The organism is Yaniella soli (assembly GCF_054782375.1).
Genome location: NZ_BAAGSP010000012.1, coordinates 23,477 through 38,335, shown reverse-complemented (window position 1 = coordinate 38,335; position 14,859 = coordinate 23,477). Strand labels below are relative to the sequence as shown.

At 55.9% G+C, this 14,859-nt stretch carries 9 protein-coding genes; all 9 read right to left on the bottom strand.

The features are described from left to right. Window positions 1-1,618, bottom strand: a 1,618-nt coding sequence (locus ACYVJT_RS07865) for a CAP domain-containing protein (RefSeq protein ID WP_499418277.1), incomplete at its 3' end; no start/stop codon positions are given. 187 nt (window positions 1,619-1,805) lie between these two features. After that, on the bottom strand, window positions 1,806-2,444 hold the full coding sequence (locus ACYVJT_RS07860; protein ID WP_343956444.1) for a hypothetical protein: 639 nt from the start codon (window positions 2,442-2,444) through the stop codon (window positions 1,806-1,808). Next, window positions 2,441-4,084 carry a hypothetical protein gene (locus ACYVJT_RS07855; RefSeq protein ID WP_343956445.1) on the bottom strand — a complete coding sequence of 548 codons (1,644 nt, stop codon included), beginning with the start codon at window positions 4,082-4,084 and terminating at the stop codon, window positions 2,441-2,443. Before ACYVJT_RS07855 ends, ACYVJT_RS07860 begins: the two co-directional genes overlap by 4 nt. A 29-nt stretch (window positions 4,085-4,113) precedes the next feature. Continuing rightward, entirely contained in the window at window positions 4,114-5,370 is a 1,257-nt protein-coding gene (locus tag ACYVJT_RS07850; protein WP_343956446.1) for a hypothetical protein, read from the bottom strand. A 64-nt stretch (window positions 5,371-5,434) separates the two neighbouring features. After that, window positions 5,435-9,922, bottom strand: coding sequence for an ATP-binding protein (locus ACYVJT_RS07845; protein ID WP_343956447.1), 4,488 nt, complete (start codon window positions 9,920-9,922; stop codon window positions 5,435-5,437). A gap of 3 nt (window positions 9,923-9,925) precedes the next feature. Then, window positions 9,926-11,164 carry a hypothetical protein gene (locus ACYVJT_RS07840; RefSeq protein WP_343956448.1) on the bottom strand — a complete coding sequence of 413 codons (1,239 nt, stop codon included), beginning with the start codon at window positions 11,162-11,164 and terminating at the stop codon, window positions 9,926-9,928. Between the two features lie 16 nt (window positions 11,165-11,180). After that, a complete protein-coding gene (locus ACYVJT_RS07835) occupies window positions 11,181-11,807 on the bottom strand; it encodes a hypothetical protein (protein ID WP_343956449.1) in 627 nt (208 codons plus the stop codon). Window positions 11,808-12,053: 246 nt separating this feature from the next. Continuing rightward, complete coding sequence (locus ACYVJT_RS07830; RefSeq protein WP_343956450.1) at window positions 12,054-12,623, bottom strand: hypothetical protein; 570 nt, start codon at window positions 12,621-12,623, stop codon at window positions 12,054-12,056. Between the two features lie 29 nt (window positions 12,624-12,652). Then, window positions 12,653-14,296 (bottom strand): RecB family exonuclease, encoded by a 1,644-nt coding sequence (locus ACYVJT_RS07825; protein ID WP_343956451.1) that lies wholly within the window; start codon window positions 14,294-14,296, stop codon window positions 12,653-12,655. Window positions 14,297-14,859 lie beyond the last annotated feature (563 nt).

Genomic DNA, 14,859 nt, shown 5'->3' with positions numbered 1-14,859 from the left:
TGGTCTCGTCTTCGCCGTCGTTACCATCGCCTGGCTCTTCGGTATCTTCGTCTTCACCAGGGGTCTCAGGCTCTTCTGGCTGCTCGGGTTCGGTGACCTCTGGATCGGTGGTCTCGTCTTCGCCGTCGTTACCATCGCCTGGCTCTTCGGTATCTTCACCGTCACCAGGAGTTTCTGGTTCTTCTGGCTGCTCAGGTTCAGTGACCTCTGGATCAGTGGTCTCATCTTCGCCGTCGTTACCATCACCTGGCTCTTCGGTATCTTCACCGTCACCAGGAGTTTCTGGCTCTTCTGGTTCTTCAGGCTGCTCTGGTTCTTCTGGTTCTTCTGGCTGCTCAGGAACTTCTGGTTCTTCAACCTCTGGTACATCTTCAACCAGGCAGTCTCGGCCAAAGCGGTGGGTGTTCCACAGGCTCATGAATGGATCGCCATCGGAAACCACCGAGACCGACAGGTGGTGGGTGTATCCGGCGTTGAGGATATTTGCACGGTGACCTGGTGAGTTCATGTAAGAATTCAGAGCGCGGTCAACCATGGTTGGAACATCGTTGACCCAAGACGTCGTCATGCCCGAGGACAGGACGTTCTCGCCGCCACCAGAGAAGCAACCACCAGCAATTATTTGATCGCTCAGATCATCTGGGTGACTGATCTGACCAGCGTCAGCCATCTGGTTGGACCAATCCAAGGCGTTTTCTTCAAGGTCAGGAGCCTGGATCAGTGCGTCGAGGCCGTTTTCGATACGAATCTGGTTGACAGCATTCATGAACAGGCTGTCAAACTCTTGCCACTGCACAGGGTTGGTTGAGCCTTTGACTGTATCCGAGAAATTCTCGTCGGCAGATGCGGACAGGACTTCAAGGCGTGGCTCTTGGCCATCCCACGTTTCGTCCTGCTGATCGGCTTCCGCAGCGTCGTCTTGGGTGTCTTCTTCGACTACGTTAGTCTCGGATGCTCCGGTGATGTCAGCCTCTTCAGCATCAGTTTCGTCGTTTTGCTCGGTGTCAGCTTCTACGACTTCGTCAACTTCTTCTTCGGCTGGCTGGGGTGCAGGCTTCTGAGACTCAACCTTTTCTTCGGCAATGTCCGCAACGGGTGCCTCTTCAGCAACAGGCGCTTCTTCGACCGGGGCTGGGGCAGGTTCCGGTGTAGGTGCTGGAGCTTCTTCAACGACCGGTGCTGGAGTTTCAACAACTGGTTCTGGCTGTGGAGCTGGTGCGGGAGCCTCTTCTACAGCAGGTGCAGGAGCTTGCTCAACCACTGGCTCTGGTGCAGGCGGTTCAACGGGCGCCGTTGCGGGAGCCTCTTCGACCACTGGGGCTGGAGCCTCAACGACTGGTTCTTCGACTGGTTCCGGTTCAGGTGCTGGAGCCTCTTGGGCAACTGGCTCTTCGACAGCGGGTTCGAGGGCTTCTTCAGCGACAGCTTCTTCGGTGATTGCCTTTTCAGCGACTTCTTCAACAGCATCAATCTGCTGTTCGACGCCCTGTTCAGCTGGTTCGACTGGAGTCTGCTCCTCGGTGGCGAAAGCCGTGCCAACGGTCAGCGGGAGGGACATGGCAGCAAGGACTGCTGCGGATAACACCTTAGAGGTGCGGTTGCGATTCTGATTCTTCATTTTTTCCTAAAACTTCTGGTGAGATGTAAAACTGTTTCGGTCTGGCGCGTGCCAGGATGTAGTTTCACTGTGTCCGGCACATATTGTGTTCGTCAGGACCTCACCACAACGGAGTGCTGTGGTGTTCTAGCTCTTACTGTGTCCGGCAGAAGTTGAGGTGGGATTGAAGGGTCAGATGTGTTAATTTCTAGGGTTGAAACGGCTTGTATCCGCGGGTTTTTCGGTCTAAAGGGTTGGTAAATTCGCTGATCAGCAAGCTAGGAAACAGCCTCTCGACGATCTGATATGAGCTCAGTTCTTCTTTTGGCGGTTGTACAGCGGCCACATATTTTTTGGCCGGCACTATCAAGCCCACAGATGCCGCTACACCCGTCACCGCGAAGAGCGTCCAAAAGATGGCAGGGTGCTGCAATGCGACCCCGGCATACGGCACGGTGGACCCAAAGATTGGCGCATCGGTAACCACCGTTTGCACGACCTGGGTTTGGGCTATCAGCTCGTGGTCGGCCCCGGTGAGCTCCGGCACGATTTGCACCATATCGGACTCGGGGTGAACTTCATGCACCGTGGCGTAGGCCAGATCATCGTTGCGCTCCGGCAAATACCCGACGGTAGCTCTAACGGCTGGAGAGGAATCGGTGGCTTCGACGATTACTGCATCTGCGGTGGAACCGTAATCAGTCAACGGCTCTTGGTCGATGGCTGCCACCTGATATTGCGAGGCAACGAACCACACTGAGACAGCTGCGATCCCAGCCAATGTCAACATCACGATTCCCGAGGCGATCTTGATGGCGATGGCCCCGCTAAATTTCAGCCACTTCACTGAGCGAACGTCTTATCGAAGAAGTTGAACAGTTTTTCTTTGAGTTCAGGGTTTTTGGCATACGGTGCGTAATCGTTGCCCTGGAAATTCTCGGGATTCACCAGGCGGTTGTTCACCCCGAGACGCTCATGCGCATACATTTCAAAGCCTCGGGCAAACTGCTCGGTTGGAGTATTCAAATACCCTCGACGCTTCGGATCGGACTCCTTTAACGCGCTGGAGTACGAGTTAGAGATCGACCTGAACTCATCGGTCAGCGAGGCGTTGCCCTTGGCGGTCAGATCATAGAAGTGCGCCATCTCGTGAACATACGCCTCGGAGGTGCGGACATCGACGGCCACCGTGTTGTGTGACGGGCTGTAGATACCTTTTGCCCGGTGCTTACCAAGGTAGCGGACACGTAGGTCGGGCTGCCGGCCTGATGGGACAGGTGGCAGCTTGTCCGAGACCTCTTGGATTGCATTTTCAAAGTCGGCGGCCTCAGCTGGGTCTACATCGTTGTCGTACTCAACCTTGGAGAATGATCCCCCGTTGGCGGCCACGACTTTGGAATTTTCCATCATGTCCTGGCGGGTCTGATCCGGGTTCTTCTTGTCATCGAAGGCGGTTGCGATGGAGCCACGCTGGTCTTTGACATATTTCTGCTGCGCTTTGAAGTTGCGTCCGGCGAGCTGCTTGTCTTCGACTGCAATCAGCGCATCGATGGCTGCGGATTTCGCCTGGGCCTCGTGGTCTAAATGCAGCTGTCGTCGGCGACCAGTGACCTCATCTTTCAAACGGGTGTACTGCTTTCCGCTGCGGTGGTCGATGGCAAAGACCTCCATGTGATCTTCGCCGTCGTTGGGGTAATCACCCTTGTTCACGGAGCGGATACCAGTGGCCGGTGCCATGGCTTGTGCGGCCAAGATGTTGTCTCCGGTGAGATTTTCGATGCGCTTGGCACCCACTACCGATCGAAGGTCAGTGTGGGTGATCTGCTGATCCGCCCGAATGCCGTCACGTGCGCTGTGCAGTGTTGTGGCGCTCATCTTGTTGTTACCGGCATCAGATACCAGCATCAGTCGTTCGACTTCTTCGCCATCCCCATTGACATCGGACAGTGTGACGAGCCAGCCGCGGTTGGCATTTTTGGCATAGGAATACATCAGCTGCGGATCGTCAACGCGCTTGACGTTGGTGGCGCCGGGAAGGTCGTGGAGCAGTTCTTCGGCCTGCTCATCGTCGATCTTGTTGTCTGCTGGGGCGGAAACGGCATGGCACAGTCTTCCGGAGATCAGCCGGTGGTCGATGTATTTTTTGAGCCTTCGGCCATCGTGTTCCCCGGCGAGGTCGCTGAGTTCTTCAAGGTCATCGCATTTGTAATACGACATGACGCTGTCTACCGGTCTACCGCGAAGATCGGCGTTGAAGAAGCGGGTTGGCACGCCATCAAAGTCGGCGTTGAACTGGTCTTCTATTGCCTCGAAGTCGGCCAGGAACGAGTATTTGATCTCATGGTCGTTTTCGGCAATCTCATCTTCCGCCGGATTGGCCACGAGCAAGGTGGCTTCTGCTTCGGAGTGTTCTTTTTCCTGGTACTTGCCGCGCTTATCGCGGTTGGCGTTCTGTCGGCGCTGCGCATCTGTCATCTGAGCTGTCATGCACAGTTAGTGTCCGGGCAGCTGGGGCCTTACTCGTTCAGCGATGCCCTGACGCGCAAACGACTAATGGCGTATGCAGAGATACCTATGCCAGCAACCGAGATCATAGTGACGCCGGTCCACAGTGGCCACATGGGGGTTGGGGTGGATGCGTTGCCGGAGCTAATATTGATCGGCTCGACCCGGTCGGGATCGTCAAACGGATTGTGCTGGGTCTCTTCTTCGGTCGGCTCGACAGTGGGTGTCTCATCTACCGGAGGGGGTGTGACTGCCTTTTGGGTTTCGAGCTCTTCGGTCTCTACAGGTGCCTCTTCCACCTCGGTTTGCTCAGGCTCCGGGGTCGGATCGCTGGTAGCTTCTGGCTCGGGCTCTTCTTCATCCGGTGCACACTCCACGTCGGCGACCGTTCGCACTGACACTAGGTCCTGTGTTGTTGCCAAGCTGCCGGCCTGTGCTTCAGACGCTTCACTGAGCAACGGGGTCATTGGGGTATCGGATTTGACCAGACTGTAGTTTGAGGTGGCGGTGGAGCCGACGGTGCATATGCCGTCATCGTCTTCGGTTACATCGCCTTGGGTGATAACGTGCTCGAACTGCATCCGTGCGACATACTCGGGCAACTGCACCTCCCCCAGTGCATCGGGATCAATTTGGTCGGTGAAGCCCTGTGGGACCATTGCCCAGCGGAATCCGCTGTCTTGGAACACATCAGAGGTATTGGCGGCATTTGCAACAAACGCAAAGTGGTCTTCCTGCGCCGAATGGTGCGCTTGGATGCCGTCGTTGAACGACTCTTCATCGAACACGGTGGCACCCATCTCATCGGTGGTTTCATAGTCGGACTCCTTTGGCAGCGGCGGGATGTTCCCAAGCTCCTTCAAAGCCTCGCCCTGTAGGACTTTGCGTACTGCATCCAAATCTTCAACTGTCTGTGGGTCTGGCTGGATGGTTTTGCTGTCGATGGAGAAGTCCTCGTCGCCAAAGATCATGGGGTCTTCGATGGTGAGTTCTTGCGTTGGATCGGCTACAGTGCCGCCGCCATAGAAGTTCCAGTAGGAAGTGTCGCCGGGATCGCCAAGCGTGCCGTTTTCGTTTGTGTCTTCGATACGGTCAAGCTCTTTCCAAAACACGGTGGCACTTTGCTCAGAATGGTCATCTTGGTCTGTTGCTGCGGCGTGATCAGCGGTCAGCATGGATGCCCCACCGATGAACGCGGTCAGTGCACAGGTGGCAGCGAGACGTTGCACGCTGCGGCCCACGTTGCGTGGTTGTCTGCGTGTATTCAATGCTGCCTCCCTTCAGATGTGGCACTGTGTCTCTACAGTGTCCGGCTCTACAGGAGCACCAGTATCATGCTGATGCGCGGTCCATTTCTTTGCGCTGTGCCACATCCGATGCACGAGTTGAGGCCATCCGCAAGAAGCTTTGTGGAATGCGAATCTCCACCGGCACGGCACGTCCGTGAATATCTACATCAATCGCCACGGTCCCTCGGACCACTCCCCCGGTTTGGGGATCACGTAATGCGCGCAGAGAGTTGTAGTTCGGCGAACTTTCATCGTCATCCAACGTTCCAGCTGCGGTGATGCGACCAATGCGCTCCGGTGTTGGTTCCAGTCCAAAGATTTCACATGCTGCCCTGGCTTCATCCACACTCTTCAAGTGCAAGATGACACCGCGGGTCACGCTGTCGTTCAGATTGGCGTTGGTGATGTCGGTGACGCGCTGAGTGTAGAGGTTCACGTCCGTACCCTGGGAGCGTGCCAGACGACCCAGTTTGATCAGCTCCTCTGGGTTCGAGGACAGGAATACCCACGCTTCGTCGAGTCGGATGATGCCGTTACGACCGGTCAGTGCCATCGAAGAACCCTGCACAATGTTGCGGATCAGTGCGGTGGTAATGCGCTGGTTGATGGACTTTGGCGGCTGTCCTGGTGCTGGTAGGTCAAGCTCTTGTTGGCCGGCCATGATCAGTGTCGTGCCGTCGTGAACACGAAGACCAACAGTGTCATCATCGGAACCGACCAGGGCTTGGAACAGTGGGGAGGACTGAGACATCATCTCGATGCGTTCCACCAGGCTGGGTTCGATAACTGCATCGGCTACTGCGCGGCGTAGAGCGGTCAGCGTTGAGGTGTGGCCCTTTTCGGCACCGTAACGCAGAGCGTATTGCAGTAGCGGCTCAGCCTGGGACATCTCGATGGTTGAGCCATATGGGTTGAGTTCGGCCAGGTTGGAGATCGCCATTTCGATACCCACCTCGATAGTCGAGGCGTATTTGATCGGGTCGAAAATGCCGTTTTCCTCAGCCAGTCGGTCAAGACCAAAGACGCGCCCGTTATCCATGGATTCCACGGTCGGGGTGAGGTCCGAGTCACGCTTAGGGTCAATGATGACCTGTGGGTAACCCAGCTTGTCGGCCTGAAACGCTTCCCACTGCATCAACATCGTGTTGTGGTTCGGCACATAGCCAGCCATCAGGTAGGTAGAGTCAACGGAGTCCACGGTGATGCAACGCATCGGCTCAGACTCTGCTGGCTCGATGGACTCGATGTAGAGCCACTGGTTTGTACCGCGCACCGTCTCGGGCAGTCGCTGAGCTTTGCGGGGCAGCCAGAACACAGGTTGGTCGGTGGTGAAGTGGATACGATGGCGATCCTTCGTCTGCACGTAGACACCATCGGCGTCCCGGTAGCCTGCTGTGTTGACGTTCAGCGAAGCTTTGATGCCCAAAGAGCGAATGAGGTCGAGTGCATCTTCGGCCAGTCGCTGGTGAGACAGGGAGAGCTCACAGCTGCCAGTCTTGTCAATCGAGCCGTCGGAATCCATGAGGCCACGCAACAGCTCGAACCTTTGCTCCACGGAGGCAGTGGCGTAGTTGGTCGGAATATGCTTATCCCCCACCGCGCCAGTCTTATTCAGGTCAAGGCCCCAGTTGGTGACATAGTGAACACACCAGTTCTCTGGGTGAGTCTCCTTATTCATCGAGCCGCGGCGGATGTCGTAACCGACAGATTCAATGCGATCAAGAATTTCAAATTCAGGACTCACCAGAGAGCCGAATCCATCGGTTGCCCCGTCGCCGAGCCAGACGCCGAAAACATACGGGTCCATTGGAAGATCGCGGTGCGTACCTTGGACTGGCTGGGTGAGCTTGATGGCGAACTGCGACCCTGCATTGTCCGCTTTGAGGCCGCGACCTAGCATTTCGCCGACCGATAAGACCTGCTCATCGTCATCCGAGGTGCGCAGCAGCGTATTTTGAGCAATTTGCTCTAGTCGGATGGATAGACCGAGTAGCGCCTTGCGGTGCTGGTAGAGGTATTTTGCTCCGCCAAACTGCGACATGCGGTCATGGTTTTCGACTTCGACTGTCTCAGTGGTGAATGGCACCTTGTATTTCTTGGCGACCAGACCAAGGTCCGACCGTACCGATGACACCTCGCGGGTCATACCGGCATCAACCATCATCTTGGCAATGCGGCGAATATGCGCCCGTCCACCGAACGGCGCGACTTTCTGAGCAGCCTCAATCGCATCGGTCTTGAACGGGTGGCCACGGTGCTTCACTGGGACATCGTGCAGTAGTCCAAGCATTTCTTCGGCTTTGTAGTAGCGCGGCTTTGGAGCCTTCCCGCCGTCGTGCCAGGCATCATGGTTTTGTGCAACTTCTGTGACGCTGTCGGCGATGAATCGGGCACCTAGCGGTGAGCCTGCTGCAACCAGGCCATCACGCAGCTCACGTGAAGAGATCAGCTGATCGGAGTGACTTTCGGCCAGCTTCTCGACAGCATCTTTCCACTGCTGGTTTTTAGCCTCGTGCTTGGTGATCGGCAGCGTCCAGTCCTCGATGCATCGCTCTAGGAGTTGACGAACGTCGTAGACCTTCGTCTCGTGCTCGGCGGTGAATCCCTTGGCCAGCTTTGGCTGTGATGCTGCTTTGGCGACAGGCTCGATATCCACCATGCGTAGTGCTGAGCGAACCGTCTGTGCGTTTGAGAAGGTTGACTCGTCCACAATTGGTGCAACCTTCTGAGCTAACGTCTGTGCGTCCACCTGCTGCTCATCAGTGTGTTGCACGGCAAGTTCACGCAATGCCTCAACCTGATCCATCAGGCGCTTCCGACGGGCGATGCCGCTCTGGTGTTTCTTGGCAGCACGGTAGTTTCTTGCGCGGAAGTCAGACACCACGAACTGGTGGTTCGAGTCCACCGTGAGTACCTGACCATCCGAGAGGCGCAATTTGTAGGCGTCAATGGTTTTGGCGGCATGATCGAAGATTTCCAGCACATGGCAGGGCTTACCGTCACGCCCGTAGACGATATCTCCGACCTTCAGATCACCCATAAGTACATTCCCACTAGGGGTTTTGATGATTTCTCTCAGAGAGGAGGCTTTGCCAGAGCCACTGGACCCACAGTTGATGCTCACCGGCGGTGCATCTTCCTCGTTGTAAGCCTCCTGTGGGTTGGTGTAGACCGGCGTCCCGTCACGCTCAGCGAAGCCGCGAAGGATGCCGTGGCGATCCCCTGACCGTGAGGCGTCTTGGATGCCCGATGCGGCGATGTTCTGGATGGGCATGTCGTGGATATTGGGGTTGGCCTTGACCGTGGAGGCGATCATCATCTCCACCCACGATTTATCCTGCCGGTGTTCCATGGGGCGGATTTCGGCAGCCGTCTCAATGGCACCAAAGTCTCGTATTTTGCCATCCATGGCGACCAGTACCGAGGATTCCACCAGCGTTGGTGAGCCGTGGCCACCGGCGTAGACATCTTCGATCTGCTGGAGTCGGGCAACCTTTTCCTCTTGCTCGCCACGGCTCATGCGACCATGCTGTTGCTGCTCTGCGCGGTCGTTGAGGTAGTTGCGGCGGTTGCGGCGTATCTCTGCACGAGTCATCTGTTGTGGCTCTAGTGACCCACGAATCGAGGTGGCTAACGCACCGGCATCCATCAGCGGGATCAGCCAGTTCGCCCTGGGGTCATCTGGGCGGATGAATTCAAGTTCAATATCGGCAACTGAACCAAACGACACCATCGATTGGCCTGCTCTTGTGCCCATACCGCGGGTGAGATCATCAGGCCATTCCTCGCAGTCCACGCCGTCTTCTTCAAGTCGTGCAATAGAGCGCACGGTGCGCGAGTCTCGGATGACGTGCATGTGCTCGGGGTGGGCCAGGGTTGGCACATCGGGGTTACTGCCAGGATTCCACCAAGAGTCAGCAGCAGCAATATCTGCCGGTGATGGCTGGTTGAGACCGGCGCGTGCAAAGATGCGGTTGAGCCGTTCCAGGTCGTGATCGTAGTCAGATAGTGGTGTCCCGCCCTCCACCAGGGTGTAGGTGAAGGATTCCAGCAGATTTTTCAACCCACCAGCTGTCATAGAGCCAGCCAGCTCAACGCCCAGTAGTAGCACTGATTCTCGGGTGATCTCCCCATGCATAACCGAGTTCAGATACCGGTTGAGATTTTGCTGGCCGTGGCGCATCTGACGTGGTGCATCAATGTCGGCCTCCCAGACTTTTGGCACACTGGTGCGAAGCAGGTGGATGCGTCGGTAGGAGTTCTTTGATGCACTGCGACGCTTGATGGCTGATCGTGGTGTCAGCTTGGCGATATCGCTCAGCGCATCGTAGAGCGGCATGTAGGCCGACAGGAGGCGCTGGGTATCACGCGCATCGGCAACGGGTACCAGCGGCACCTTGGCATAGAGCCAGATGGAGTGCTCATCGGATACCGAGGTGATCATCCCATTGCCCATCACCTGACGCTTCATGGTGGGCATGATGCCCATGGAGTCAAGATCAAAGTCTTCTGAATGTCGCTTATTGCTCACGTTTTACTCTTCCGTCTCCGCTTGTAGTTCGCGGTACTCAATGCCGTTGGAGAATTCGGCCAAATCATCGGATGATCCAACAGGTCCCCAAGACACCACCTGTGGAGTGGCAGTATCCGCGCCGAACAGCAGCACGTCATAGGAGAATTCGGCCACATGCTCTTCTGATTCAGCAGCCTCTTCATCGGAGGATGCTTCGTCTGGTGAATTGACCAATCCGGCAATGCCGCTACTTGCATCTGGCCAGGTCACAGTGATGGTGACTCGGGCGATAACGTGGTCAAACTGCTCTTGGTCTTCATTGAAGGTTGCTTCGTCAGCTACCGCCATGGAGTTGACTGACGCCTCGGTGTTTGCAGCCTGTGGCATCGGCATATAGGCGGTGTTGTCGCTACCATCGCCCACCGCTTGCTTTAGTCGGACCGGGTCGGCTGAGAAGTAGCTTTCAGACCAGTTTTGTACCGCTGATTCGATATCGGTGGTATTTCCACTGACCGAGGCGCGTCCGGGGAATGTGTCGCCACCGGCGATAGTGGTGTCAGAGGACACTGGCGCTTGGCTGGTCACAGAAACTGGGGCGGTCACCCATGCCCCATCAGTGTCTGAAAAAGCGACCTCAACAGAGGCCGTGTAGAGTGCGCCAGTCTCGGAGACTAACGATAAGTAGTGCGTTTCGTGAGAGATCGCTTCGGCTAGTGCTTCGTCGAAGTCTTCTGGCTGGTCGTCGGAGTTTTCCAGCGCAAGTTTGCCGTCGGAGGTGGACTCAACGTAGTCCCAGCCCGACAGACTGACCCCTGGCAGTGGTGCGGGGTCCTGGTTGAGATAGTCGGTGACCTCTTGGACGGCCATCGCTTTGTGCGGGCTGTGGGTGGAGGTGGTATCGATTTCCACAGGCTCTTGGTTGCCGACGGTATTGCCGACGTGAATGAAGTTGACCAGTGCCGAGATCGGGAACAAAAACAGCAGCACCGCATACATGTAGACCCGTAGCCATTTAGCGCGCTTTTGACGCTTGCGGTACAGCTCGGCGGTGTCGGTAGGCTCCTCCACGAGGTCACGCTGAAAGAACTCGTCGGCGATATCGGCACCCTTACCCTTGGTGCCAGACAAATCCGGACGACCGTCACTTGGTGCCTTCGAGCGTTTGCCACGCCGCTTCTTTTCTTTGCCCTTTTCAGGAGCGGGACGGCTAGGTAAACCATCCTGCTCCTGAATCATGGCGTTGAGATCGAAATCATTCACTGGTATTCCTGTGGACCTAGTTCAACAAATCAAGCAGCAGGTCAAGCTCTTCTGGAAGATCATCGAGAACCCGGACGAATTCGGCTGCGGTCTTCGTGTCGTTACCCGGTGTCTGGCGTGAGACCAAGTCCAGTGCGTGCAAGAAGCGCCAGGCTGGAGTGGTGGTCTTCTTGGCGTCCCAGGTGGAGACCAAGACCATCCGGTCCAGAGCGTCTTCGGTGTCGCGAAGCTCGATTAGTGACGAGACGACGCCGACGGTGTCTTTATCGACCGTGGCAATGGCGGCTGCAATGGCATCCACCTCGTTATCCAGTGTGAACAGCGTTGCGGCAAGCTTGCGGGTTGCACTGTCTGCTGCTTCGACATCGCGGACGACCTCGATGACTTCGTTGGCAATTTTCAGCGTGGTGCGCTGCGGTGTGCGTGTCCGACGCCGTGGCTTGGAGGCTTGTTTTTTCGCCGGAGTCTTCTCGGCGGACTGACTTGGGGAAGCTGCGTTGTCCGGTGCTGGTTTGGCATCATTGTGCACGGTGCCAGGCTTCTGAGGGGTTGGTGCCCCGGTGTTGGGCTGTCCGCCAAAGTTGGGTTTTGGGGTGGTGGACTGGTTGCCAAAAGCGTTGGACTTTCGGGTGTCATTGCTCATGGGTTGGTTCTCCTAGGTGGTTTGAATCCTTCTACCTGGGCATCATGCAGGGCTTTTGTTTTGCAGTCTTCCCCAGCCGTTCTGACAGCGTCTTTTTGGCTATATGTGGCAAAGCCACAGAGTGCCCTAGAACGTCTCACGATGCTCTCAGACAGCCTGTGGCTTGTTGTAGTGTCACTTCCCAATTCCGAGCCTGCAAACGCCTGTGACGACATTCTGTGGCTTCTGGCGGGGTCCTGGAGGGGGTTAGCGTCGGCGCCCTCCGGTCTGGGCCTTGCCGATGGATTCGACGTGATCCAACAGATCATCTTCGAGTTCCTGGTCGGAAAATTCTGAATCGTCGCCTGGTCCAAGGTTCTTCACGTGACCCAAAGAGCGGTATTTCTTCTCACCTTTGGCTTCGACCAGTTTGTAGACCAGCACGCTGTTGCCCATGAGGTCATCTTCGATGATTTCCATCAGCAGATCGACTGAAGCGTCAGAGTCCACGCGGTTGGTGTTGATGTATTCGAGCTTGGGGCCGTCTTTGTCTTTGGATTCCAGCTGGATGACGTAGCGCTGTGAGCTTTCGTGGAATTCAAAGCCGCGGATGATGGCGGCAAACGGGGTGGCGTCCTCGGAGAGTAGGTCGTTGACCGTGTCGCGGAACTTCCAGTCGCGAGCCATGGTTGCCACCTCGCGGATGTTCATCAGCATCTGGGCGTTCCAGTCGGCATGGTCATTGGGTCCGGTCATGGAGGCTGCGGCAGCGATGATGGATGCTTCGACAGCACCTGGTTCAAAGTATTCGCGTTTGGTGCGGGTCTGGTTGGACATTGTGATGGTTCCTTGTCGTGGGATTGGTGTTATTCGTCGGAGTCTTCAGGGGGCATGACCTGATCGAACAGATCGAGCACGGTGCCGGTGGCAAAGCCAAGTTCGGTAGCAAGCTCATCGAGCCAGGATGTGACTTCGGCTTCGTCATCAAAGTCGCACTGGGCGTTTCGGATGTACGTGTCTGCGACATGGCTGAGCCGGGTGAATGCGCCGTCTTGCGGTGTGGAGTCGGTTCCGGTCCAGGTGTTGACCCCGGCGGTGATGACTTCGACCACATCGGTGAGGGTCAAAACTGTCAGGCTGCGTTGGCGGTCGCGGTCAAAGTCTGGGTGGGCATTTCGGATCGCTTCGTCGATACGGCTGTAGAGCCGGAACATCGAGTTTGCAGCCCAGCTATTGGGGTTGAGTTCACCGGTGTCAGTTAGCAGCTCCCAGGGCTGGAGCTCTTCGATGATTGGTCGGGTTTTCATAGTGTCCTTCTGCGGGGTCGGTGTGTCAGTCTCACCGGTGGATTGCTCCGGCTTGGTTTCACCGTGTCCGGCATCGAGGTCTTCGTCGTGCTCATCATCAACCTCGACATCTTCTTCGTCAGCGGGGATGAATTCGATACCGGCATCAATGGCTTTTGGCGACGGTTCAAAGCCTGCATCTTGGGCGGTTTCGCAGATGTTGGCCAGAGGGCACCAGCCGCACAGGGGGCCGGCCTTCGTCGGGAACGCGGATTCTTCGATAGCCGTGTTGTGAATATCCCAGGCGTCAACGAGATCATCTTTGGTTTCCTCTAGCAGCTTGTCGGAGACATCAATATCGACCTCATGGCTTGCTGCGGTGTAGAGCAATGATGCACCAGCTGGACGGATGCCGGTCTGGGCTTCTTTGAGCAGCGTGTAGGTGCGCATGGCTCGCTCGTAGCCGCCAAGATATTGCTCACCTTTGAAGCGCCCCGTTTTATAATCTCCGATCCACACATCGCCGTCATCGACTCGTTCAGTACGGTCAACAGTTCCGGTGACCGGGACACCGGCGATGGTTTCCTCGATCTTTTCTTCAACGCGGTCCACGTCGATAGTCTTGGGGTCTTCAAGATCAAAGATTCCGCCGGCCAATTGGTTGAGCTTCTGTGTGAGCAAAGAACCTTTGGCGGCATCACCGGGAAACGTTTTTGCGACGACTTTGGAAATTTCCTCGGCTAACGCAACACCGTCACGCTGCTTGCGAGGTAGTTCGTAAAAACTTTCCAGCGCTTCGTGTGCAAGCCCTCCAGCTCCGGCTGGGCTGAACGGTGAGTCGTCGAAGGGGATCATTTTCCCAAACGCCCACGATGCAGCGCAGTTATCCAGCAGACTGGATGCGGTGGAGGGGCTGAGCTTGAAACGCTGAATCTTGGAGGTCACCAGATCGCGGTCGGTCACGTGCATTTTGTTGTCACGAAACTCAACGAATTGTGCCATTGCCAAAGCTTCATCTTCATAGCTGCTGGGAGCATCGGATAGTGGCGCTTCGGTGGTGCTGTCGTCACTGATTGCAGTCGGCTGAACAGCGTCAGGTTCGGGGGCAGGTGTAGTGCCGTTGACGGGAGCTGGAACAGCGCCATCGGGTGCACCTTCGGACGCCTTGTACCCGACGATCAGATCGTCGAACAGGCTGTGGGTTTTCAGAGGGGTTTGCGTCATGCACTGTCAGTGTCCGGCGCAAAACTTGAGCGTGGTTGACATACCCCCTGGGGGTATCGGATTTGCTGGTTAACAGTATGTATGTGTTAAGAAGCTCTTTCACATACACATACATACAGTCCTGCTGTTTTCATGCCCCGCACTCCTCTGACCATGCTATTTCGCCTAGAACCATGCTTTGTGTACTCTCAACCATCCTTTGTGTATATCTGTCCATGCTCTATACACCCCTACTTCGGCTCTATTGCAACGATGTACACACCTCTGACCATCAAGACCATGCTATTTGTAACCCTGTTTCCTACGTGCATACTTTCCTCTTCACACATACCCAGTTTTCACACTCCTCGTATGTCCTAATTATTTGTCTTAATTAGGACATACTTTTTCGTCCTTCTTTTTCTTTTCTTTTTAATTCCCTATACACATGGTTCCGCAAAAACCATGGTTTCATGGTCAAGATCGTCTACTTCGTTGCAATGGCAGGCATCTGCTCTGACCATGCTGGAAAAATTTTCATGCCCATGACCATGCTTTTCATGGTCAAGGTCAAAAAATCGTCC